The organism is Lederbergia panacisoli, assembly GCF_024626525.1.
Lineage (GTDB): Bacteria > Bacillota > Bacilli > Bacillales > Bacillaceae_C > Lederbergia > Lederbergia panacisoli.
In genome coordinates this window covers 111,589-135,000 of the sequence record NZ_JANJGU010000007.1, presented here as the reverse complement: position 1 = coordinate 135,000, position 23,412 = coordinate 111,589, and the positions used below count along the sequence as shown (strand labels likewise).

24 protein-coding genes, 3 pseudogenes and 1 other annotated feature are annotated in these 23,412 nt (G+C 36.4%); of the genes and pseudogenes, 15 read left to right on the top strand and 12 right to left on the bottom strand.

Translation table 11 applies throughout. The features are described from left to right. Positions 1–44: 44 nt before the first annotated feature. From NQ185_RS11760 to wrbA (NQ185_RS11730), 7 genes and pseudogenes are all read left to right on the top strand, one after another. Complete coding sequence (locus NQ185_RS11760; RefSeq protein WP_257582006.1) at positions 45–500, top strand: MarR family winged helix-turn-helix transcriptional regulator; 456 nt, start codon at positions 45–47, stop codon at positions 498–500. A 135-nt stretch (positions 501–635) separates the two neighbouring features. Then, the gene (locus tag NQ185_RS11755; RefSeq protein WP_257582004.1) at positions 636–1,574 is read left to right on the top strand and encodes a ring-cleaving dioxygenase; all 939 of its coding nucleotides are present in this window, start codon (positions 636–638) and stop codon (positions 1,572–1,574) included. Positions 1,575–1,595: 21 nt separating this feature from the next. Beyond that, positions 1,596–2,204: a flavin reductase family protein gene (locus NQ185_RS11750; protein WP_257582002.1), complete on the top strand. Its 609-nt coding sequence runs from the start codon at positions 1,596–1,598 to the stop codon at positions 2,202–2,204. A gap of 31 nt (positions 2,205–2,235) precedes the next feature. Beyond that, a complete protein-coding gene (locus NQ185_RS11745) occupies positions 2,236–2,838 on the top strand; it encodes an alpha/beta hydrolase (protein WP_257582000.1) in 603 nt (200 codons plus the stop codon). 30 nt (positions 2,839–2,868) lie between these two features. Then, a pseudogene (locus NQ185_RS11740) lies at positions 2,869–3,522 on the top strand (sensor domain-containing diguanylate cyclase). 157 nt (positions 3,523–3,679) lie between these two features. Then, a complete protein-coding gene (locus tag NQ185_RS11735) occupies positions 3,680–4,072 on the top strand; it encodes a DoxX family protein (protein ID WP_257581999.1) in 393 nt (130 codons plus the stop codon). A 232-nt stretch (positions 4,073–4,304) separates the two neighbouring features. Continuing rightward, positions 4,305–4,916 (top strand): NAD(P)H:quinone oxidoreductase, encoded by a 612-nt coding sequence (wrbA, locus tag NQ185_RS11730; protein ID WP_257581998.1) that lies wholly within the window; start codon positions 4,305–4,307, stop codon positions 4,914–4,916. Positions 4,917–5,389: 473 nt separating this feature from the next. Here the strand turns inward: wrbA (NQ185_RS11730) and NQ185_RS11725 are convergent, their stop codons facing one another. From NQ185_RS11725 to NQ185_RS11700, 6 genes are all read right to left on the bottom strand, one after another. Continuing rightward, entirely contained in the window at positions 5,390–6,166 is a 777-nt protein-coding gene (locus tag NQ185_RS11725; RefSeq protein WP_257581996.1) for an alpha/beta fold hydrolase, read from the bottom strand. A gap of 287 nt (positions 6,167–6,453) precedes the next feature. Continuing rightward, positions 6,454–7,212, bottom strand: a complete 759-nt coding sequence (locus NQ185_RS11720) for an AAA family ATPase (RefSeq protein WP_257581995.1) — start codon at positions 7,210–7,212, stop codon at positions 6,454–6,456. 55 nt (positions 7,213–7,267) lie between these two features. After that, positions 7,268–7,957 carry a response regulator transcription factor gene (locus NQ185_RS11715; RefSeq protein ID WP_257581994.1) on the bottom strand — a complete coding sequence of 230 codons (690 nt, stop codon included), beginning with the start codon at positions 7,955–7,957 and terminating at the stop codon, positions 7,268–7,270. Further along, positions 7,958–9,052, bottom strand: a complete 1,095-nt coding sequence (locus NQ185_RS11710; protein ID WP_257581993.1) for a sensor histidine kinase — start codon at positions 9,050–9,052, stop codon at positions 7,958–7,960. It abuts the gene before it with no gap. Positions 9,053–9,110: 58 nt separating this feature from the next. Next, a complete protein-coding gene (locus tag NQ185_RS11705; protein ID WP_257581992.1) occupies positions 9,111–9,314 on the bottom strand; it encodes a DUF5957 family protein in 204 nt (67 codons plus the stop codon). Further along, positions 9,311–9,718, bottom strand: a complete 408-nt coding sequence (locus NQ185_RS11700; RefSeq protein ID WP_257581988.1) for a DUF6220 domain-containing protein — start codon at positions 9,716–9,718, stop codon at positions 9,311–9,313. Before NQ185_RS11700 ends, NQ185_RS11705 begins: the two co-directional genes overlap by 4 nt. A 199-nt stretch (positions 9,719–9,917) precedes the next feature. Here NQ185_RS11700 and NQ185_RS11695 point away from each other — a divergent pair, with 199 nt between their 5' ends. Further along, entirely contained in the window at positions 9,918–12,584 is a 2,667-nt protein-coding gene (locus NQ185_RS11695; RefSeq protein WP_257581986.1) for a cation-translocating P-type ATPase, read from the top strand. Positions 12,585–12,644: 60 nt separating this feature from the next. On the opposite strand, the pseudogene NQ185_RS11690 reads toward NQ185_RS11695, so the two are convergent. The 4 genes and pseudogenes from NQ185_RS11690 to NQ185_RS11675 all read right to left on the bottom strand — a co-directional run. Continuing rightward, positions 12,645–12,752, bottom strand: a pseudogene (locus NQ185_RS11690) (IS3 family transposase); the annotation flags it as partial. A 119-nt stretch (positions 12,753–12,871) separates the two neighbouring features. Continuing rightward, positions 12,872–13,645 carry a class I SAM-dependent methyltransferase gene (locus tag NQ185_RS11685; RefSeq protein WP_257581985.1) on the bottom strand — a complete coding sequence of 258 codons (774 nt, stop codon included), beginning with the start codon at positions 13,643–13,645 and terminating at the stop codon, positions 12,872–12,874. 242 nt (positions 13,646–13,887) lie between these two features. Next, positions 13,888–15,258 carry an aldehyde dehydrogenase gene (locus NQ185_RS11680; protein WP_257581984.1) on the bottom strand — a complete coding sequence of 457 codons (1,371 nt, stop codon included), beginning with the start codon at positions 15,256–15,258 and terminating at the stop codon, positions 13,888–13,890. A gap of 41 nt (positions 15,259–15,299) precedes the next feature. Further along, the gene (locus NQ185_RS11675) at positions 15,300–16,499 is read right to left on the bottom strand and encodes an iron-containing alcohol dehydrogenase (RefSeq protein WP_257581982.1); all 1,200 of its coding nucleotides are present in this window, start codon (positions 16,497–16,499) and stop codon (positions 15,300–15,302) included. A 206-nt stretch (positions 16,500–16,705) separates the two neighbouring features. Further along, positions 16,706–16,913: a binding site (T-box leader), on the top strand. 121 nt (positions 16,914–17,034) lie between these two features. On the opposite strand from NQ185_RS11675, the gene aspS reads away from it, so the two are divergent. Next, positions 17,035–18,333 (top strand): aspartate--tRNA(Asn) ligase, encoded by a 1,299-nt coding sequence (gene aspS / locus NQ185_RS11670; RefSeq protein ID WP_257582055.1) that lies wholly within the window; start codon positions 17,035–17,037, stop codon positions 18,331–18,333. A gap of 640 nt (positions 18,334–18,973) precedes the next feature. Here aspS and pssA read toward each other — a convergent pair. Next, the gene (gene pssA, locus NQ185_RS11665) at positions 18,974–19,465 is read right to left on the bottom strand and encodes a CDP-diacylglycerol--serine O-phosphatidyltransferase (RefSeq protein WP_257581980.1); all 492 of its coding nucleotides are present in this window, start codon (positions 19,463–19,465) and stop codon (positions 18,974–18,976) included. A gap of 177 nt (positions 19,466–19,642) precedes the next feature. Here pssA and wrbA (NQ185_RS11660) point away from each other — a divergent pair, with 177 nt between their 5' ends. The 5 genes from wrbA (NQ185_RS11660) to NQ185_RS11640 all read left to right on the top strand — a co-directional run bounded on the left by wrbA (NQ185_RS11660) (position 19,643) and on the right by NQ185_RS11640 (position 22,507). Beyond that, positions 19,643–20,254 carry an NAD(P)H:quinone oxidoreductase type IV gene (wrbA, locus tag NQ185_RS11660; RefSeq protein ID WP_257581979.1) on the top strand — a complete coding sequence of 204 codons (612 nt, stop codon included), beginning with the start codon at positions 19,643–19,645 and terminating at the stop codon, positions 20,252–20,254. A gap of 291 nt (positions 20,255–20,545) precedes the next feature. After that, positions 20,546–21,046, top strand: a complete 501-nt coding sequence (locus NQ185_RS11655; RefSeq protein ID WP_257581978.1) for an RNA polymerase sigma factor — start codon at positions 20,546–20,548, stop codon at positions 21,044–21,046. Further along, positions 21,043–21,966, top strand: coding sequence for an anti sigma factor C-terminal domain-containing protein (locus tag NQ185_RS11650; protein WP_257581977.1), 924 nt, complete (start codon positions 21,043–21,045; stop codon positions 21,964–21,966). Before NQ185_RS11655 ends, NQ185_RS11650 begins: the two co-directional genes overlap by 4 nt. A 12-nt stretch (positions 21,967–21,978) precedes the next feature. Further along, positions 21,979–22,338 (top strand): hypothetical protein, encoded by a 360-nt coding sequence (locus tag NQ185_RS11645; RefSeq protein WP_257581976.1) that lies wholly within the window; start codon positions 21,979–21,981, stop codon positions 22,336–22,338. 10 nt (positions 22,339–22,348) lie between these two features. Further along, positions 22,349–22,507 (top strand): hypothetical protein, encoded by a 159-nt coding sequence (locus tag NQ185_RS11640; protein WP_257581975.1) that lies wholly within the window; start codon positions 22,349–22,351, stop codon positions 22,505–22,507. Positions 22,508–22,562: 55 nt separating this feature from the next. Here NQ185_RS11640 and NQ185_RS11635 read toward each other — a convergent pair. Continuing rightward, a pseudogene (locus tag NQ185_RS11635) lies at positions 22,563–22,703 on the bottom strand (SDR family oxidoreductase); the annotation flags it as partial. A 401-nt stretch (positions 22,704–23,104) separates the two neighbouring features. On the opposite strand from NQ185_RS11635, the gene NQ185_RS11630 reads away from it, so the two are divergent. After that, a complete protein-coding gene (locus tag NQ185_RS11630; RefSeq protein ID WP_257581974.1) occupies positions 23,105–23,395 on the top strand; it encodes a CD3324 family protein in 291 nt (96 codons plus the stop codon). Positions 23,396–23,412 lie beyond the last annotated feature (17 nt).

Below are 23,412 nucleotides of genomic sequence, written 5' to 3'. Positions count from 1 at the left end.
ATATAATTGTCTCGAATTCGAGATAAAAAAGAGGAATGATAATTATGGACAATGAGAACAAAGATGTAATCGAAGAAGAATTGTCTTTAAAGTTATTCGTTGTTTTGACCCGAGCTTTGGAGTCAATAAAAAAACGTGTTGAAGAAGATATAAAATGTTTAGGTTTAAACCCTACTGAATTTGCGGTTCTTGAGCTGATTTACAGCAAAGGAGAGCAACCCATTCAAAAAATTGGAGAAAAGGTGTTGCTTGCAAGTAGCAGTATAACGTATGTGGTGGATAAGTTAGAGAAGAAAAACTTATTAAGAAGAAAACCTTGTCCGAAAGATCGGCGTATCACTTATGCTGCAATCACAACTGCTGGAACTGAATTAATGGATGAAGTTTTTCCTAAACATAAACAAGCCATTAGAGAGATATGTGCAGGTTTAGATAGCCATGAAAAAGAAATCATGATTGAACAATTGAAAAAGTTAGGCTACCACGCACAAGGTTTGTAATTTTTTTAAGTATATATCTCGAATTAATAATATATTAATTGGGTGCAATTTGAATATTGTAAATCTATGAGTGGATTTGTACCCTAAATTAGGGAAAAATACGCAAAATTATTTATTAAAAAGGAGTGAAATTAAATGTCTAAAAAAACAAGTGGAATCCATCACATTACTGCAATCGTGGGACATCCGCAGGAAAACGTAGATTTTTATGCTGGAGTCCTTGGGTTGCGTTTAGTCAAGCAAACGGTAAATTTTGATGATCCGGGCACGTATCACCTTTATTTTGGCGACGACGGTGGTAAACCAGGAACGATTATTACATTTTTCCCGTGGGTAGGAGCACGTCAAGGGATTATCGGTGATGGTCAGGTTGGTGTTACTTCCTATGTTGTTCCTAAAGGTGCAATGGAATTTTGGGAACAAAGATTGGAGAAGTTTAATATATCCTTCACGAAAAATCAGCGCTTCGGAGAAAAGTATTTACAATTTGATGACCCACATGGTTTGCACTTAGAAATTGTTGAACGAGAAGAAGGGGAAATCAATACATGGACTTTTGGAGGGGTAACGCCTGAGGTCGCAATCAAAGGCTTCGGGGGTGCTACTCTCTATTCTTCTCAACCGAACAAAACAGCTGAATTGTTAGAAAAGGTAATGGGACTCGAACTCATTAGTAAAGAAGGAGACTTTATTCGTTTCCGTTCTTCAGCAGATATAGGAAATATCATCGATTTAAAAGCAACCCTAGCTGGAAGAGGTCAGATGGGAGTTGGAATGGTCCATCACATTGCTTGGAGAGCAGTCGATGACAATGACCAACTAGAATGGCAGAAATATGTAGCTGAAAATGGTTATGGTGTAACACCTGTTCAGGATAGAAATTATTTTAATGCCATTTACTTTAGAGAACATGGCGAAATTCTCTTTGAAATTGCAACCGATCCTCCTGGATTTGCTCACGATGAATCTGCAGCAACAATGGGAGAACAGTTAAAGCTGCCTGAGCAATATGAACAATATAGAGAACAACTTGAACAGAGATTGATACCGATTAAGGTAAGAGAATTAGATTAATATCAAAAAAGGGATGATTCAATGCTTTCCATTGATCCTAACACAAATTCTGAAAGAGATAATTATAAATTACTTATCGGAAGCATTATACCAAGACCTATTGCTTTCGTGACTTCGTTATCCGAAGATGGCGTTTTGAATGGTGCCCCTTTTAGCTATTTTAATATTGTTTCTTCTAATCCTCCAATGATTTCGTTATCCATACAGCGACCTGGAGGCAGACAGAAGGATACAGCTAGGAACATTATTCAGAAAAAGGAATTTGTCGTTCATATTGTTGATGAAGAAAATGTTGAAAAGATCAATAAAACGGCTGCGAGTCTGCCGCCACATGAGAGTGAAATTGAGTTGGGTCAATTAATGAAAGTCGATAGTACCAAAATCTCAGTTCCAGGTGTTAAACAAGCAAAAATCCGCATGGAATGTGTACTGGAGCATTCTTTGGAGTTGGGAGATAACGATGTTCCTGGTTGTGATTTTATCATCGGAAAAGTGATTCAGTTTCATATTGAAAATGATCTTTATGAAAATGGAAGAATTGATCCTAGAGGATTGGCTGCAGTAAGTCGATTAGCTGGTGCCAATTATGCTAAAATCGGAGAAATCTTTGAGATGGAGAGACCCAAATAGAATCATCTACAGACCATAAGGAGGGTAATAAATGAAGCATATATTTAATAAGGGAAAAGACCCCAAAAAACCAACGTTATTATTATTACACGGTACTGGTGGCAATGAATTAGATCTGATGCCTCTTGCAGGAATAATTGATGACGAAGCCTCGGTATTGAGTGTTCGTGGGAATGTTTTAGAAAACGGAATGCCGCGTTTTTTTAGAAGATTAGCTGAAGGAGTATTTGATGAAGAAGATCTTATCTTCCGCACGAAAGAGTTGAATCAGTTCCTTGATGACACAGCGAAAAAGTATGAATTTGACCGTAATAATATCATTGCCATTGGCTACTCAAATGGAGCGAATATTGCTGCGAGTTTATTATTTCACTATCAAAATGCTTTAAAGGCTGCTGTTCTTCACCATCCTATGGTGCCTAGAAGAGGAATGGAGCTTCCTGATTTGTCCGGAAAATCCGTGTTTATTGCCGCGGGAACAAACGATCCAATATGCTCACCATCCGAATCAATGGAACTTCAGTCATTATTAGAACAGGCAAAGGCGAAAGTCGACATTCATTGGGAAAATAGAGGGCATCAATTAACAGTAGAGGAAGTTGAAGCAGCCAGAAGATGGTATTTGACTTTATAATATCGGTTAGCGGCGGATTTGGGGGTCATCATGAAATCTGAATCACAGACTATTGTGAATGATAATGTATTGGATCTCATTTGGAGTAATTCAACAGATGCTATTTTCGCCCTTGATCATCATGGAGAAGTAATTGACGCAAATCCAGCTTTTCAAAACATGCTTGGATGGGAAACGAAGGAACTAAACGGTATTAAGTTTCCGCCTTTTATCGTTAATCTGACAAAAGAACAACATCAAACACTTTTAAACAAATTTACCAAATCTATTAAAGCTGCGAAAATAGCCAAAGAAAAAGTCGCTATCATGTATATCGACATTGATAAGTTCAAATCAATAAATGATACCCATGGTCACGATGTCGGAGATCATATCCTTTAAGAATTTGTTCAAAGGTTAAAATCTTGTGTACGTGAAAGCGACGTTCTTTGCCGAGTTGGCGGAGATGAATTCCTTGTACTGCTGAAGGAAATAAATGACGAAAAGACTATTATCAAAATTGGCGAAAGGATGCTTTCTTCATTTCAAGAAACATACAAAATCAATGATTTAACTATCCAAGCAACCTCTAGCATAGGCATCGCAGTTTTTCCTAAGGATGGAACGAATTACAAAACACTAATATATCGTGCTGATAAAGCTCTATATCGTGCCAAAGAAAAAAAGAAACAAGCATATATTTAATAATAAATAATGGAATTTAGTTTATATTTATTCTTTTTTAACATAGTAAATAGTCGTATTAATATTAGAGTAAAAAATATATATACATATATCTTGAAATTGAGATATATTAAATGGTATTATCTTAAGTGGAAATGAATATTCAAGGAGACATCTTATGTTAAACAAAACTGAAATCGGAACTTTATTACTTCGTATTATGTTAGGGCTTGTTTTTCTAGCAAATGGAGCAGCAAAGTTTCAAGGCGGTATAGGAAATACAGTAGGTTGGTTTGATAGCATAGGAATTCCAGGATTTCTTGCATATATAGTAGCTATTATTGAACTGGTCGGTGGTATTGCAATTATTCTAGGTTTAGGAACTCGGCTTGTTTCACTACTATTTGGAGCAATCATGATAGGTGCAATATTTACTGTGAAATTGCCAGATGGATTCTTAAATGGCTATGCTTTAGATCTTGTCCTACTCGTCATGTCAATTTACATGGTTTTGAATGGTAGTAAGTTATATTCACTTGGTCAATTGCTGCTAAAAGGTAGGACATCATAGAAAATTCATTTTTAATAAGTAAAATTACCCCAAATATCTCGAAAGTGAGAAGTATGAAATGGTTATATTATAAAATTCCGTGCAATAGGGAATAAAAAAGTAGAGCCTTGAAGTTCACCATTTTCAATGGGGGTGGTCCCTATAAGGATTATTAAAAAATAATAAAAAGAAGGTGTTATACATGGGGTTTTTAAATAAATTATTTGGAAAAAAATCAAAGGAGATGGAAAATATGTCAAACGTTAAATTAGCAGTCGTATTTTACAGCATGGGTGGTACAAACTATGAATTAGCAAAATGGGCAGAAGAAGGAGCAAAAGAAGCAGGTGCTGAAGTAAAAGTATTAAAAGTACAAGAATTGGCTCCTCAGTCGGTAATCGAAGGGAATGAAGCGTGGAAAGCAACTGTCGACGCAACAAAGGACGTGCCGGTAGCGACATCAGCTGACCTTGAATGGGCAGATGCAATCATCTTTAGTGTCCCTACTCGTTTTGGAAATATGCCTTCACAAATGAAGCAATTCCTAGATACGCAAGGTGGACTATGGGCTACTGGTAAAACAGTGAATAAGGTAGTCAGTGCCATGTCTTCTGCACAAAATCCACATGGTGGTCAGGAAGCTACATTGTTATCTTTATATACTTCCATGATGCATTGGGGTGCTATTATTGTCCCTCCTGGTTACACTGATCCAGTATTGTTTGGAGCAGGCGGAAATCCATATGGAACAAGTGTTACGGTTGGTCAAGATGGTAAAATGATTGAGGACGTTAAGGATGCTGTGAAACATCAAGCTAAACGTACTGTTACTGTTGCGGAATGGGTTAAAAAAGGAAATCAATAATTTGCTTCTATAAAAAAGGGCCAATCAATTGGCTCTTTTTTAATACAAACCAGTTTAATGGTGATACGAAATTACAGAATCCTAATAGCTTGATTTATAAAGAAACCCAAGAGGAAAAATTATCTATTGTGAGTGAAAACAGCAGAACCTGCATGCGTGTACTAAAGTTTCTGCTGTTCAAATAAAAATGGCAGGGGTGTTGGTACGCAATATCTTTATTTTCTTACCAAGCATAGGTGATGGCCATATTCTTTTTAAATCAAAATTTAATTGTTTAAAATATATATTGAGCGCAATCTAAAAGATCGTAAAAACAACAATAGAAATTAAGAATGATAACAGATACTTTTTTATTGTTGTCAGTGCTTCCGAATAGTATAGAACTACGACTGTTAAAAAATGAAGATATAGTTTGCCGGAAATGTTTCAATTTCTCATTTTTCAAAGTACATAGGACTTACTGTTTTTAATCGCTATTTTGTTTTTTCTAATACATCTATTATGCTATCAATCACAACTTTCGGCTGGTCATGATGAATGTAGTGACTAGAATGTTCAACTATTTTCCTTTGACTGTTTGTGGATAGTTGAAGTAAAGCATCTTGCGAGGTCTGCCAGTCTTTATGTTCCTTTTCTTCGGCTCTTGAGGAAAGGATTATAGTAGGAATATCCCCTAAACCTTCTTTTTGAACGATACTTAATAGATTTTCATCAGTAGTGGTGATAAACTTAAGTTCACTTTTCTGATCCTTATTATAAAAATTGCGGTATAAAAACTCTTTTGATCTTTTATCAGACATAACTGCTTCAGGAACAGGCAATACGCCTAGTTCACCCATTAACCTCATAATACCTAATTTTCTTAACGATTGTTGTAGTAGGAGAGCTGAATCAGAAATTTCAGGACTTTTACCTACAAGAGATGAGTCTAACAAAACCAATCCCGCTACCTTTTTAGGGTAACGATGTGCGAATAATTGCATGTTGAAACCGCCAAAGGAATGACCGACTAGAATGAAAGGCCCATTTTCACCGGAAACTTCCAGCAATTTGTGAAGGTCTTTTATTATTTGTTCGCTTGTTCGGTCATTATGAGCATTACCGCTCCAACCATAACCAGCGCGATCATAGGAAATCACCCTTGTAATTTTAGCTAATTCTGGTTGTACATATCTCCAATCCGAAACAGAAGAAGGAGTACCAGAACCAGATTCTAAAAGTATAGTGGGAAGGTTTGTTTGTTTTTCCAACAGCGTACATATGTAGTTCGTAATCTCCTATATTAACTAATTCTCCAATAGGTGGGTATTTAGAAACGCTGGTTAATATAGAGTGATAAATGAATATACTTGCAAAAACTATTAATATAACAATATTAGTTATTAATAGAGGTTTTATCATCTTTTTCCTTTTTGCTCTGTTTTTTAACTGTAACTCCATTGCGGAACACTCTCATTTCTAAATTATTACATATTAAATAGGGTTTACTACATGAGGAGGATTTCCTTTTTTGACTTAGAAGCGAGATGCTTCCTCATTAATGATTCAACAAATGATGTAGTAATCTATCTTTATCATCAAAAAATTGTTTCATGATACTATAATGATTCGTTTCTTCCAGTAAAGTTTCTTTTGCTCCGCCTTCGCTAAGTTCTATAATCTTCGAATGAGGGTATGACATGATGATAGGGGAATGGGTCGCAATGATAAATTGGGACCCATTCCTAACTAATTCATGGATTTGTGCTAGCATCGATAATTGTCTTAGCGGGGATAATGCTGCCTCAGGTTCGTCCAATAAATAAATGCCATTTCCCCGAAAGCGATTTATAAATGTTGCCCAAAAAGATTCTCCATGTGACTGTTGGTGAAGTGATAGCCCTCCGAATGAATCAATGATTCGTGGTCCCGGCGATGGTTCACTGTCTAATTCCTCAATATTCGTTGCCACATTGTAAAAAGTCTCGGCACGGAGGAAAAATCCATCTTTTGGCCTTTGGATTCCTTTTATCAGTTTAAGATACTTTTCTAATGGAGAATGTGAATCATAGGTGGAAAAGTTGAAATTAAATGAACCGCCTTCTGGATTGAATCCAACAGCAACCGCAATAGCTTCTAATAATGTTGACTTCCCCATGCCATTTTCGCCGATGAAATATGTAACATTGGGATGAAAGGATAGTTCATCCAAAGTTTTTATACTTGGTAAATGGAATGGATAGTCATCAAAAGAAGTGATAATATTACGATCTAGCTTTATTCCCCTTATATAATGTTCTACCGGCAATTCCTCCACAGGATATACCTCCAATATAGTATTTACGCTGCATTCCTCGTACAAATACAACATATTACTTTTTAAACCGATACCCTACGCCCCAAATTGTTTCGATCCATTTAGGGGTAGAGGGATCATCTTCAATTTTTTCTCTGATTTTCCTAATATGTACTGTAACAGTTGTCGTGTCCCCAATTGAATCATAGCCCCAGATGCGTTCAAATAATTGTTCTTTACCGAATACGATGTTAGGGTTTGTCGCCAAAAAGTGCAATAAATCATATTCCTTTGCGGTAAATATTTTTTCTTTTTTGTTTACGTACACTCGTCTTGAGTCAATTTGAATGAGGAGATTACCGATTTGAATATCACTTTGTTTGTAACCACCATGATTATTTAAACGGTCATATCTGGAAATATGCGCTTTTACCCTTGCCACCAACTCATTTGGATTAAATGGCTTAACGATATAGTCATCGGCACCTAAGCCCAATCCCCGAATAATATCAATATCTTCTTTTCTAGCTGTTACCATTAAAATGGGTATATCCAGTGTTTGCCGCAGCTTTTTGCATAATTGAAATCCATCGATACCAGGAAGCATTAAATCTAACAGAATTAGGCTGTAGCGATTAGTCAGAGCTAGTTTTAGCCCTTCCTCACCATTTGTAGCAATATCGCTTTCAAACCCATTGACCTCTAAATAATCACGTTCCAGTTCCGCAATATGTAATTCATCTTCAATGATTAAAATGGTTTGCACTTATATCACCTTCTTCAATGTGAAATATATACTAGTTCTTTTTTCTAAGTCACTATTAGCCCAAACGGTTCCACCATGCTCTTCAATGATTTTCTTAACAATCGATAATCCTAGCCCGCTGCCGCCAGTGGAAGAATTTCTTGAAGTATCTGTGCGGTAAAAGCTTTCAAAAATATAAGGAAGATCTTCTTTATTCATACCTCTTCCATTATCTTGCATTTCTACAATGACTTCGTCCGGTTTGGATAATAATTGAACCTTCACTTCTTTTTGATTTGTATCCATATATTTCAAACTGTTTTGGACAATATTTGTTACAACACGTTTTAATTGATCTCTGTCAGCTTCTACTACATAGGAATCACTTTTATTAGCGATTAGGGTAGCTGTCCCTTGTTCCTTCTCTAAGTTAAACGCTAATTCTTCAACAAAATCAGCGAAAAAGGAATATAAGTCCACTTTCTCGAAATGGAATGGCAATTGTTTTAAATCTAACTTTGAATGTAAAAATAGTTCATCTATAAGTCCGTCCATATCATTCGCTGTCGAATAAATAATGTCCATATAACGTTCTAATTTTTCCGGAGAATTTGCCACTCCGTCTTGAATGCCTTTTATATATCCTTTTATGGATGTTAAAGGGGTTTTTAAATCATGAGAGATGCTCGCAATTAGTTCTTCTCGATTTTGTTCATATTGCTGTTGAGCTGCCTTTGCCCTTTTCAGTTTTAGACGCATTGATTCAAATGTTTGACTTAGCTCTCCAAGCTCATCCTTATTAGGTGAGGCTACGCTATATTCCAAATTCCCCTCACTAATTTTTTTTGCCGCGATAGATAGATTTTTAATTGGGGTGATTATACTTTTTGATACGTAATACGTTAATAATCCGTTTGTAATGATTAAAATGATCACCATCGCAATAAATCGAAGACTGAGAAAAGTGGTTATCTCTGAGCCATGAGGATTTCCTTTAAAAACGACAAACAATAAGTATCCCAATATGATTTCTACTAAAAGGAAACCAATAATTGGAATAATAATCATTCCTATATTTGATAAAATTAATCGCTTCTTAATAGACAATGTTATCACCCATAAATGTTAAAGTATTGAATTATATTTATTATCATCCAGCTAAGAAATAAGACTGTCAAGAGTGCTTGACAGTCTTCACCTTATTATTCCAAATCGGTACTACAACAGCACAAAGTATTGCTGTGTAAAAAGGAAGATACTTAATTCCAATCGGTTGATTTAGAAAAACGATACCGAAAATTCCAATCATACTTGATAAGGCTATACCGAGAACGAGCCCACCAATAATTCCTACAAAAATGGAAATAATCAATTTCAATTTGATTCACTCCTTTTAAAAAGCAACTTCCATGTTTTCAACACAATGGACCATGATAAAGCGAATAATAAAAAGGCCAAAATGACATGCAATGGACCAACCCATGGCAAAATGGCTTTAATATTTGCCGTAAAGTACATAAGGAAAATTGAGATAAATGCCCCGGAAAGCTGAAAATATGCCCAGCGTGGTAAAGCTCCTACAAAAGTAAAAATCAGCATTAAAACAGGTATATTAAACCCAAATAGGTGAACAAACATCATGTGCTTAGACCAGGCTGAGCCGTCTAAAAAGATAGCCACCCCAGCAAAATAAATTTGGACCATGATACATAATGCAAATATGATGGCTAATATGAAATATATAATTCTTCCTGCTCGAACCCTCAGATTATTTTCTTCCACGTTATTTACCTCCTGTAATATTGATTTGTATACATCATACGAGGCAATTCTAAATCACTTCTTATGAAGTTCTTAAATAATTATTAAAACTTTGGATGGGGGTGCAAAATCATGGAATTTTATCCAAATATTGTCGATTATTTTGAAAATAAAAGATAAAATAAAGATAATTTCAAACTCTAAAAGGAAGTGGGTTTTGGTGTCTTTGTGGTATTCAAAATCGATTGAAGATGTAAAGAAGGAATTACAAACAAATATTGAGATGGGGCTTTCAAACCAAGAAGCTGAAGAACGCTTACGGAAATATGGTGCAAATCAATTTCAAGAGGGTCAGAAACCGACCATTTGGAAAATGCTTTTGGAACAAATGAACAGCATGTTAATTTATATTCTCATTGCAGCTGCTGTCATCTCGGGAATTGTTGGTGAAATCAGTGACGCAGTTATCATTTTAATTGTTATTGTGTTAAATGCAGTGATTGGCATTGTACAGGAATCAAAAGCAGAGAAAGCTTTAGAAGAATTAAAAAAAATGTCTACACCGAGTGCTGTCGTGAAGCGGGATGGGGTCGTCAAAGAAATTTCTTCAGAAAAAGTAGTACCAGGAGATGTTATTTTTATTGATGCCGGTCGATTTATTCCCGCTGATTTACGCTTAGTTGAAACCGCAAATTTACAAATAGAAGAATCAGCATTGACCGGTGAGTCTGTTCCCGTTGATAAAATCGCTACTTCGTTGGAACAAGGTGAAATCCCTCTTGGTGATCAGCGGAATATGGCATTTATGTCTACACTATCTACATACGGAAGAGGCATCGGGATTGCGGTTCATACTGGAATGGAAACAGAAATCGGTAAAATTGCAAAGATGTTAGGAAATCAAGGAAAAGAAAGTACTCCACTACAAAAGAAACTAGACGAGTTAGGGAAAATATTAGGAATTGGTGCTATTCTCGTTTGTATCATTATGTTCTTTGTAGGATATTTTCAAGGCCGCGAAGTATTAGAAATGTTCCTTATAGCTGTTAGCCTTGCAGTAGCTGCCATTCCAGAAGGTCTGCTTGCAATTGTAACCATTGTTTTAGCTGTTGGAGTTCAAAAAATGATCAAACACCATGCAATTGTCAGGAAGCTTCCAGCTGTTGAAACTTTAGGTGCTGTTAGTGTAATCTGTTCAGATAAAACAGGTACATTAACACAAAACAAAATGACCGTGACAAAAGTGTATGTGGGCGGAAAATTTACCGAATTAGCAAACATTCATATAAAAAGTGAAGTGGCTCTTCAATTTATTAAAGGGATGATGCTTTGTAACGATGCGGTTGTGAATGATGACAAACAAGCAGGGGACCCAACAGAAATCGCTTTAGTTGCAGCAGGAATGTATACGGGGTTAACAAAAAAGGAATTGGAAGACCAACATAAACGCGTGTATGAAATTCCTTTTGATTCTGATCGAAAAATGATGACGACAGTACATGAAAATGGAAATCAACTTTTTTCGATTACGAAAGGTGCTTTAGACCGACTGCTGCCAAGAATGACATCAATCTTTATAGATGGTTCGATTAAGCCAATGACAGAGGAAGATAAAAATGGAATTATCGCTATTTCCAATCAAATGTCCGAAGAAGCACTTCGTGTATTAGCTGTAGCAAAACGAGATATTTCCTCTGAAAAAGAATTTAATCATCAATTGGAGGAGAATTTAACGTTTTTAGGTATCGTTGGAATGATTGACCCGCCAAGGGAAGAAGTAAAGGCATCGATTGCTGAGTGTAAAGACGCCGGTATTCGTACGGTGATGATTACAGGAGACCATCAAAATACAGCTTTGGCAATCGCTCAAGACCTCGGCATTGCAAGCAGTATATCTGAAACAATGACAGGCCAACAATTGAATGAAATAAGTGATGTGGAACTTCAAGAAAAAGTGGAAAAAACTCGCGTATTTGCCCGTGTCTCACCAGAGCATAAAGTAAGGATCGTCAAAGCATTAAGAGAAAATGGTCATATCACTTCGATGACTGGTGATGGTGTCAATGATGCCCCATCATTAAAACAGGCTGACGTTGGGGTGGCGATGGGAATTACCGGAACGGACGTAGCAAAAGGTGCAGCAGATATTGTTCTAACGGATGATAATTTCTCAACCATTGTAGCAGCTGTTGAACAAGGGCGTAATATCTTCCAAAATATTAAAAAATCCATTTTGTTTTTGCTTTCTTGTAATCTTGGAGAAATTACAGCGATTTTTATTGGAGTTCTTCTAGGCATGCCAACTCCTTTAACGGCTGTTCAAATCTTGTGGGTCAACTTAATAACAGACACTTTTCCTGCCATTGCACTAGGGATGGATCCCGATGATCCAGATGTGATGAAAGAAAAACCACGCAATCCAAAAGAAAGTATTTTTGCTAAGGGCTCTGGTACATTTGCATTACTAAACGGATTTTTGATTGGATTTATCACACTATTTGCTTTTGTAGAAGGACTTCGATTTTACTCAGGGGCGAGTTCAATTTTTACAATAGATTTTGGAAATATAACTAACGATGCTCTTACACATGCTCAAACTATGGCATTTATCACATTAAGTGTGTCGCAGCTTTTCCATTCCTTAAATTTACGAAGTCAGAAAAAATCAATCTTCCAAATTGGATTATTCACTAATAAATACTTAATCGGTGCTATTGTCCTTGGTATAGCCATTCAAGCAGCATTGGTCTATATTCCATTTTTGCATGACGTCTTTGGCATCCATGTGTTAACTGGAAAGGACTGGTTGTTTGTTGTTGGAATCTCCCTTATCCCAATTATCGCCAATGAATTAGTCAAGGCTGGAAGAAGGATCTTTGATAAGTAGGAAATAGTCGTTTTAGACTATAAAAAAACCCCGAATATGAAGTGACCCCTAAAGGTTATTTCACCAGGCAGCTTGAGTAAAATGAGTTCGGTATTGCACCGGATTCATTTTTAATTTTGCCTTCATCCGTTTCGTATTGTAGTAATTGATATATTTTTCTAATTCTATTGTTTTGAATTTAAAAACAAGATATTTATTAAAACATTAATTTACAATACTTAATTTACCGAACTGTATTTAATACACCTAGATTTTCACATTTCTTCGACACAAAATTTATCTTATATTCACCGTTTACGCGCAGTAACAATTGGCTGATAAAAGCCTAATTCCTCAGGCATGTGCCACCTGACATCAGTGAATCCACAGGAAATTAGAATTGTGCTAAGCTCTTGTCGTTTAAGGGCACGATAATTTGTTGAAAAATGTTTCGTTTCCCACTGATTGTTAATGTCTTGAATCATAAATTGATTTACAGTATACGTTTTTGAGTCATCTAGCCAATCCCACACTTGAAATGTTATCCGTTTCCCGTTATCAAAGACACTTGGCTGAGTGGCACGAGGTTTATCGTGTAATAGCGCGTCATAGTCCCTTATCGAGATAACCAATAAGCCGTCCTGACGTAATTTTGAATACATATTCTGGCCTGCTAATTGTAGATCATCGTCAGATTGAAGGTGGGGAATGGCGTTATCAACTGATATAACAACATCAAATTCTCCTGATACATCCTCCTTCAAGGAACGGAAATCAGCAACACCAAAGGTAATTTTGACCCCGCGTGACTCGGACTCTTGTTCAGCCCTCTTAATTGAAGCAGGGCTTATGTCCGTTGCTGTAACTATATACCCCTTTTTTGCTAATCCTATCGCTTGTGTACCTATGCCACAGGAGCAGTCTAGGAGTGAGATTGGACGGTTATTTAAATGAGGTAGGTTATCTTTTATTAACCGATTCAAAATCTTACTTTGACGTACTATGGCACCGTCCCAATCGAAATAAATAAGGTGGTAATCTTCTGAAAAGTCATCATAAAACTTAATCACTGATTCTTTCACAATGCACCTCCGGAATGTCATTAAAGGAACTAATCAAAAACTGATCAGGTGCAATTAATACCAACAAGTATAGAAATACCTTTCTGCCCCCCATTGTTCCAAGTATAATGATTAATTCGGTACCAGTTTGATATTTCCTGCCTTATTCATCAAAGCTCCATTAGTATACAGCAGATTGGGATCGGATCTCTTAAAACAGTAAATATTTGACTGCTCTTTTAAGGAACCCGAGTTTAGCTATGTTATTTCATGAAAAACTTTATTTTTTGAAGCCCGTTCTTAACATTTGGATAGCGATAAGGTATATCGAATAATGTCGTTTGTTTAAGGATGCTTTTTTGATGTGAAAAGGAATCGAAGTTTCCTTTTCCATGATAGGCGCCAATTCCACTGCTTCCTACACCGCCAAATGGAAGGTAGGGGGAGGCAAAGTGATAGACGGTGTCATTTACACAGCCCCCACCGAAAGAAACATCGCTAAGGACTTTCTCTTGAACTTTATTATTTTCTGTAAAGATATAGAGGGAAAGCGGTTTTGGGTGACGATGAATTCCTTCCAGTACATCTGGCAGTTCCTCAAATTCAAGTACAGGAAGGATTGGCCCAAATATCTCATCCTGCATAATTGGATCTTCCCAAGTGATATTCGTAAGGACTGTTGGTTCTATCGTTAATTTTTCTTGATTATAGCCTCCTCCTATAAAAATTTCCCCATTGTCAAGGAAGGAAGTAAGTCGCCCAAAGTGCCTCGCACTTACTATTCTAGTGAAGTTTTCATTGGTTAAAGGCTGCTTCCCATACAAATCAATCGTTGTTTCTTTGAATTGCTGGAGGAATTGATTCTTAATGCTTTTATGTAGATACAAGTAATCTGGTGCAATACAGGTTTGTCCCGCATTGGTAAACTTCCCCCAAGCTATCCGTTTTGCGGCAAGCTTAATGTTCGCATCCTTATGAACGATACAGGGGCTCTTCCCACCTAATTCTAAGGTTACAGGTATTAGATTTTTAGCTGCTGCCTCCATAATAATTTTCCCGACTGAAACGCTTCCTGTAAAAAAGATATAATCAAATTGTTCATTAAGCAATGCCTGACTCGTTTCCGCGTCGCCTTCAACAACGGAAATATACTCTTCGGGGAATAAATCACTAATAAGTTTCGCTAATACCTTAGAAGTTTTCGGAGTTAATTCAGAAGGCTTGATGACTGAGCAGTTTCCAGCAGAAATAGCACCGATTAATGGCACAATAGCCAATTGAAACGGGTAATTCCATGGAGAGATGATGAGCGCTGTTCCATATGGCTCTGATAAAATGAAACTTCGCGCTCCAATATGAGTAATAGGTGTTTTTACTCTTTTTGGTTTCACCCATAAACGCAGATGTTTAATAGCAAAACGTATTTCTTCAAGAACTAAACCAATTTCAGATGTATACGCGTCAAATTCAGATTTATTTAAGTCCTCTTTTAAAGCATCAATCAAGACCTGTTCATTACTTTTTATGGCTATTCTTAATTTTTGAAGTGCATCTAATCGATACGTTATATCTCTTGTCGTTCCTGTCCTAAAGAAACCCTTTTGTTTCGTAACTAGAGTAGTAAAAGTTCCCATTTTGTAAATTCACCTTTTTCATCTGAAGTTTTGAAAAAAACTTATTCTCTGAGTAGTTGATATAGGTGGAAAAAGTCCTCTTTGCTAAAAATCTTAGGTACAGGATAAAGTGGATTAGCTTCCTTAAAAGCACGATTAATCATCACAGGAATATCTGCATCCATTATCCCACTGATTTTATTTGGAATTTCCATCTTTACATTTAACTTCTTAATGGCCTCTATAAACTTCATGGCTTTTTGTTCAGTAGTATCTGTTGGATCAACAATTCCCACAATATCTGCAAGCTCAGATAAAGGCTTGTGAACAGTCTCACCATAGTATTCAAGAACATATGGAAGAATAACAGCATTCGCAAGTCCGTGGGGGGTGGAGTAGAAACCACCCAAGGTATGGGCAATCGCATGTACATTACCGACATATGCACGGGTGAAAGCCATCCCAGCCAAATATGCCGCTTTTTGCATATTTTTACGAGCTTGAATGTTTGCACCGTTTGAATAGGATTCATAAAGATTTTCAAAAATTAATTGTATTGCTTTTAAACTATATTTTTTTGTTTCCGTAGTGTTTCCTTTCCCAATGTATGCTTCTACGGCATGTGTCAGGGCATCAATCCCTGTAGTAGCGGTAATGTGTTTTGGGAGATTTACGATAAGCAGTGGGTCTAGAACAGCGTAATGTGGAATAAGTGAAAGATCCATTAATACGTATTTTTCATTTGTTTTTTTATTGGAAACAACTGCTGCTGCTGTTGCCTCACTTCCAGTACCAGCTGTGGTAGGAATCGCAAACAAGGGTGGGGTCTTTTTTAATATTTTCAATAAACCTTTCATTTGTGATATGCTCTTATCGGGTCTTGTTGCTCGTGCCCCGACCCCTTTCGCACAATCTAAAGGGGAACCACCGCCAAAAGCAACAATCCCCATACAGTTGTTGGATATGTACAGTTGATATGCCTCCTCGATATTTTCTACAGTTGGATTGGGGACGGTTTTGTCATACACTACGTACTCGATTCCTTCAAATCTTAAGTGATCAAGAAATTCGCCCATCAAACCAACAGAGGCAATTCCCGGGTCAGTGACGATTAAAACATTATTAATTTTAATACTTTTAAAAAGTTCAGGCAGTTTGATCAAACTGTTTTCTCCTTCTAATAACTCAGGTTCACGCCAAGGCATGAATAAAGAAACTATTTTCATAACCCCCTGAAAAACTCTGCAGTATACTTTATACATAATAATTCCACGCTTTCAATGTTTTCTATTGAAAAATACTTGCCATATTAATCATATCATATTCACAAAGTTTAGAATTCAAAGTTTTCTAGGAGAAGCCTATTGAAAACGCCAGTTGCTTCAAATTAATCTAATAAAAAAATCAATAGACGATCAAAAATATCTTGCAATTTTAAAGACAAATCAATAAAATACTATACAATATATAAAAAGTGTTGATCAGGAAGAGTACTCATGCAAGGGTCTAAAGAGAGCAATCGGTGCTGAAAAGATTGCGATACCGCATGTGGAAAGACACCTGTGAGCGTAGCTTTGAACGTGATATTTAGTAAAAGCCAACGGCACCTACCGTTATTAGGTCTAAGTGGTCATGTTGACAATTTGGGTGGTACCGCGGAAAAATCCGTCCCTATTTTAGGGGCGGATTTTTGTATTTCTTTAAAGGAGGTGAGTGGCCGTGGATGACAACGATGACAACGATGACAACGATGACAACGATAATGTAAATAAATACGAAAATATAGGAGGAGAAAACATGGATAAAACATTGAAACGGTCACTCATTCGTGAATGTAAATCATCTATTGAAAAGGTAGTTTTACTACAAGGTTGGGTGAAAAGAATCCGCCACTTAGGAAATATAAGTTTTTTATTATTACGTGATAGATCTGGTGTCATACAATGTGTGTTGGAAAACGAATTAGCGGGATATAAGGTGGATATGGAAAGTGTAGTTGAAATTGTTGGTGAACTTGTGGAAACGTCAAAAACAGACTTAGGTGTAGAAATACTTGTAAAGAAAGTGAAAGTGTTAAACACTTCAGAGCGCCTTCCGTTTGAGGTGAATAAAAGACAGCTGCAAGTTGGGTTGGATCAAATGTTAAATGAACGGGTGTTATCGCTTCGGCATGAACGAGTACAGGCTATTTTTAAAGTCCAATCCACCTTTGTGCGCGCGTTTAGTGAATTTTTAATAGAGAATGATTTCGCACAAATATTTACACCAAAAATTGTTTCCCAAGGAGCAGAAGGAGGAGCAAATGTCTTTAAACTTCCTTACTTCCAACAAGAAGCCTATTTAGCCCAATCACCACAATTTTATAAACAAATGATGGTCACAGGTGGATTGGAACGCGTTTTTGAAGTTGCTCCAGTTTATCGGGCAGAATATCACAACTCTTCCCGTCATTTAAATGAATATATTTCATTAGACGTAGAGTTCGGCTTTATTCAGGATTTTCATGAAGTAATGGAGCTAGAAACAGATGTTTTAAGATATATGTTTAAAAAGGTAGCGGAAAAGTGTGAAAAAGAATTAAATCTACTAGAAGTTACTGTTCCTAACATAATAGAGATTCCTAAGATAACACTGACAGAGGCCCAACATATTTTGAAAACAAGGTATCGAAAAGTATCCCCAATAGGAGACTTAGATACAGAAGGCGAAAAGCTGCTTGGAAAATTTGTGAAGGAAACGTATGGCAGCGACTTTGTCTTCATCACACATTATCCAAAAGAAGCGAGACCCATGTACACAATGCCGAATAAAGATAATCCCGCGGTTACGGATTCCTTTGATTTGTTGTATAAAGGGCTGGAAATTACGTCAGGCGCACAGCGAATACATGAGCATGATTTGCTAATGGTTTCTTTTGAAGAAAAAGGCTTGAATGTAGAAGACTTTCAGTCGTATATTGATACATTTCGATACGGATGTCCCCCACATGGTGGTTTTGCCATTGGACTAGAGAGATTAGTATATAAGTTTTTAGAACTGTCTAATGTTCGCGAAGCAAGCGCATTTCCAAGAGATTGCACACGTCTTGCACCATAATAAAAAAGTGGGGATTTCTGTTAGTCATAATGACTGCTCCGTAAAGATTCAAAAAAAGAAAGGTTAAGTCCATTTTGATAAATTTTTTATCAAAGTGGATTTTTTTGAATTAGTCCCATAGTAAAAATCTCTTCCGAGTCGTATGCTATAATGAAAGAAAAAGGAAGGTGGTTAAAAGTGGATTATATTACTAAAGAAACGTTAGATAAATATGTAAAAGGCAAATCAGTGATAAAATTAAAGGATTTTGCGTAGCTTTTTGAGAAGGAATTTGGGATTATTGTTCCATTTAGAGAAATGGTTAATTACGAAAAATTGACGGGAGAGCAGAAAAAAAAATTAACGAAAGCTTTTTTTAAAATGATGACGTATTGGAACAACTTCGGAAAGCTTCAAATGTACGTGACTATATTAACAATGACGAAGTAGCAAATGCAAATTATTAAAGAGGCTGAAGCTTATTATCATGCAAACACGGGATGGGCACTTATAGTATTATATGACGAGCATGATCCATTTTAGAGACAATTTAACCCCCCTCAAACATCCAGATAGTTCTTTCCCCTATTATTAATTTCTCATTTCGGAATGAATATTCGTGTAACTAAAACTAATTTGGGATAGTGACATGAATATAAACTTAAAGTTTTTTTACCCTGATCGGACTGACCATTAAAAGAGCTAGGATTAAGGTTATCCATGCATTGCTATATAAAAACAATCCCATACCTGCCAACGGTAATCCAGCAGCAGGAATAGGCAATCCTTGAAAATACCCGATGGTTGGTTGGACGCTAAATTTAGCCAATCTTAATGCACCCATCGTTGGAAAAAGAAAAAATGCCAAAGAGGCCAAAATCGATGATGAGGCTAACGAATGAAATATTAGTGCGGGAGCAACACCGAAACTAACAATGTCAGCTAAGGAATCCAGTTCTACGCCAAATTCACTGTTCACTTTTAATCTTCTTGCTATCCTTCCGTCAAAGAGATCCAAAATAGCCGATATAAAGATTAAAATAGAGGCTGCTTGAAAAAAACCACTCATATTAAAGGTGATTGAAAGAACACCGCATAATAAATTTCCGATAGTGAATAAATTGGGTACTGCTTTTGTTATATGATTGAGCAATGCTGTTCCTCCTGACGTAAACAAGTGCTCCGTATTTAAATAGCATTTTCTATTTATTCTTCGGCTATTCTTAAGAAGCTATTGCCTGTTTCTTCGTTATCTATCTTTTTAGGAATAGAAATCTAAGTATAAGAAAAAATACAATTGCTATGAAAATTTTCTAATAAGGAGAAAAAAATGACAAACGTAAAATTAGCTATTGTTTTTTACAGCATGGGTGGGACAAACTTTCAGTTGGCTAAATGGGCAGAAGAAGGAGCCAAGGAAGTAGGAGCCGAGGTAAAGGTTTTAAAGGTCCAAGAGTTAGCTCCGGATTCAGTTATTCAAGGAAATGAAGCATGGAAAGCGACAGTTGACGCGACGAAAGACATTCCAATTGCAACATCCGACGATTTAGAATGGGCAGATGCGATTATTTTTAGCTCTCCTACAAGATTTGGCAATATTGCTTCTCAAATGAAACAATTCTTAGATATTCAGGGCGGCCTTTGGGCATCTGGCAAAACTGTTAACAAGGTTGTAAGTGCTATGTCTTCTGCACAAAATCCCCACGGTGGCCAAGAAGCAACTATTTTAGCTTTATATACTTCTATGATGCATTGGGGCGCTATAATTGTACCTCCTGGTTACACTGACCCGGTACTGTTTGGCGCAGGTGGCAACCCTTACGGTACAAGTGTCACGGTAGGACAAGATGGTAAGATGATTGAAGATGTACAAGGTGCTGTTAAGCATCAAGCGCAGCGTACGGTTACGGTGGCTGAGTGGGTTAAAAAGGCGAATGAATAAAAAGTAGAAAATATCTAAAAACCTCCTCTTAGGAATTTTATTATCCTTGGAGGTTTTTTCTTTGCGATATTAAAAAAAGATTTTAAACACTTTTTAAAGGGTACAAAAGATTTATATATTTTATATATTTACATTGTTTATAATGAAGTAAATCAATCAATCTAAAATAAAAATAGGATACTAAGGGAACTAGGTCATTAATATAAGATACGATAGAAATAACCTCTGAAAGGGGGTTATTTTTTGTTTACCTTTTTCTATCTCAATCGTTATACATATAGGAGGGGCGATATGAATGAGGCATTTGGGAAAACACTACAGAACAAAATGCATTCCGTCTACCTAACCTTAATAAAAATGGGGTCAAGTAAGGAAGATGCTGAAGATATTATGCAAGATACAGCCATTCAATTTCTCCAGTATATCGATGGAATCGAAATAACCTTCGCACAGGCTTGGCTATATCGGGTAGCGATTAACAAATATTATGATTCATTGAAGAAAAGAAAATCCCACGAAAAATACATATTGGCATTTGATATGGGTCAACTTTTTGATTATGACACACCGGAGCATGTCTTGTTGAGAAAAGAATTACAGCTAGATGTTCAACGTGCTTTAAAACAAATGAAACCAAAGGAAGCGGAAATTCTCTTGTTGAAATATAGCGCGGATTTTTCATTAAAGGATATTGCTGTCCTATTTGATACAACTGATAAAACAATTAAAACACAATTGGCAAGAGCAAAACAAAAATTGGTCGCACTGCTAGAGGGAGGATCGAATCAATGAATGAAAAATCAATTTTCGAACAAGAAGATTCATTTTCTGACTTAGTGAAAAAAGCCAAGCGAAAATCGATAAAGAGAAACATAGTCGTATCTGTAATTGTAACAATTAGTACTTTAATTCTTCTGTGGGCACTTTTGTATATAGGGCAATATTTTATGTATGAAAGAATGTATAAGGATACGGAAGAAACAAGTGATTATTATCATATGTATGGTGCGAATGTATACCCTGGAGGATCAACGTACGATTATTTTATCGTTGCGGGCCGATCTAATGCATCGGCGTATAAAGAAGTGAATGGACATTTAATAAATTGGAACTCGAATAGTACATTTCATACGATTTTAGGAACGAGAGCGACGTTGAATAATTCGTCTTTTATTGAAATTAATGGAAAACCCTATAAAAACGATTATAAAGTGGTTAAATTTCACTTGCCTAAAATGGAGGCGATTCACAATGACATAGACTACTTAAAGTCATTGCCCGGTTTTTATAGTGTGGAAGTGGCTTTGTCCTTTCGTGAGGAATTAACACTGAGTGAAGTCAATCAAACTTTTCCAACATCAAGCTGGATATGGTTATTGCAAGATCATTATTATGAAGAAGCTGCGGAATCTCAAGCTTCTTTGGCATTTAAACAGGATTTTAGTGAGATTGATGGAGATAGAGCGCTTGGATTTCCTGTAGAATCGAATAAGCCATTTACGGAAGGGGCAGAGCAGTATATCACTTTTCTGCAGCAAAAATCCAGTAAATTAGTTGGCGCAAAAGAAGTGCTGAAGTCTTTGCAGCAAAAAGCTCCCAATCAAATCTATGTTGCAGGCATTATTCTTACCGGGACAGTAGATGAGGTTTTACCATATACAACAAAAGCACCAGTGAGGGTAGTTCGAACAGGTGTAATTATTCCGTACTAGGGGGTCAAAATCATGAAAAATGTTTTAATGCTGATTGTAACGGCATGTTTATTATTTGGAACCGTCTTTTTAACAAATGGTACGATTTCACAAAATGCAGTTTTATTTGTTGGAGTCATCTTAGTGATCATGTTAACTTCTGTACTTATTGTTTCTAAACTATATCCAAATCATAAAACCAAAATTTGCTTAAGTATTTGTGCGTTTATCCTATTACTGTTTGTTTCGTGTTTAGCAGCTTTGACAGATTTAAAGGAACCTTTGGAGAATGCTGCATTTAGGCAATTTTTATTGATGTTTATTCTTATACCGATTATTTTTATTGGATCGGTTGTTTTAGCCTACCGTCGTTATTTTATAATAGAAAAGTAGATTCATAATCATGTCAAAAGCAAAAAGTGACCTGGAGTTTGTCGAATTAATAAGAAATGGATTTAGTTTAAATGAAATTAAAGCAATGACTAATATCAAAGAAATTTCCAAGGATGATTTGGAAGCGAAATTAGAAATGTTGGTGCATAAAACAGTGTACGTCGATTAGGAGTTGGTAAAAACTCGGGAGGGGTAAATTAAAAGCCCTGAGTTTTTTGTTGCCATCATGCAAACACTTGTCCTCCATTTACATGTAATACTTGCCCGGTCACAAATCTCGAATCATCCGAAGCGAGATAGACAAACGTTGGGGCAACTTCAAATGGCTGTCCTTAGCGGTCCATGGGGTTGCCAGCCAGCGCAACATCCATATATACTCATCCAAGGTATGAGCAGTATGATCCAGTTATTTAATATTTCTAACACAGGTAAAGTTTGATTATAATTGTTCTCTCACTTGTTCCCATAGCTGTAGATATGAGTTAATAAAGGTGTCGGGCCGATAGATTTTTGGAAGGGAGGCTGATTATTTTGATCAAGCATAACGAGGTGATTTCCGCTTAAGCGGAAATCGCTAATGGGGGTCGCACGTATTGCGGCCTCTTTTACTATTTCAATAAGCCGAAAATCCGTTATACTATTATTAGCAAGGAAAACAACTACAATTTTGTAAGGGCTTTCCTAATTTGGAACGAAAGGGGTTTTTAAAATTGTTTAATACGAAGCGTCTTATATATGTACATCTTAATAAGGAGGATGTAATTTTTTGCAATACAAAAATGGAAAAGAGGTGCTTCCCCCTCATTTGCTGAAGGAGCTTCAAAAATACATTCAGGGAGAACTGCTTTATATCCCAAAGAAAACGAATGAGCGAGCGGGATGGGGAGAAGTGAATGGTTCTCGTCGGTTAATTAAGCAAAGAAACGATGAGATTTATCGATTATATCAGGATGGCCAGTCGTTTGAGGAGCTTGAACGAAAATATAATTTATCCTCAGACAGCATCCGAAAAATCGTTTATAAAACTCGTGAATTATATAATGAATCAAAACGTTAGAAAAAATAATAAGAATC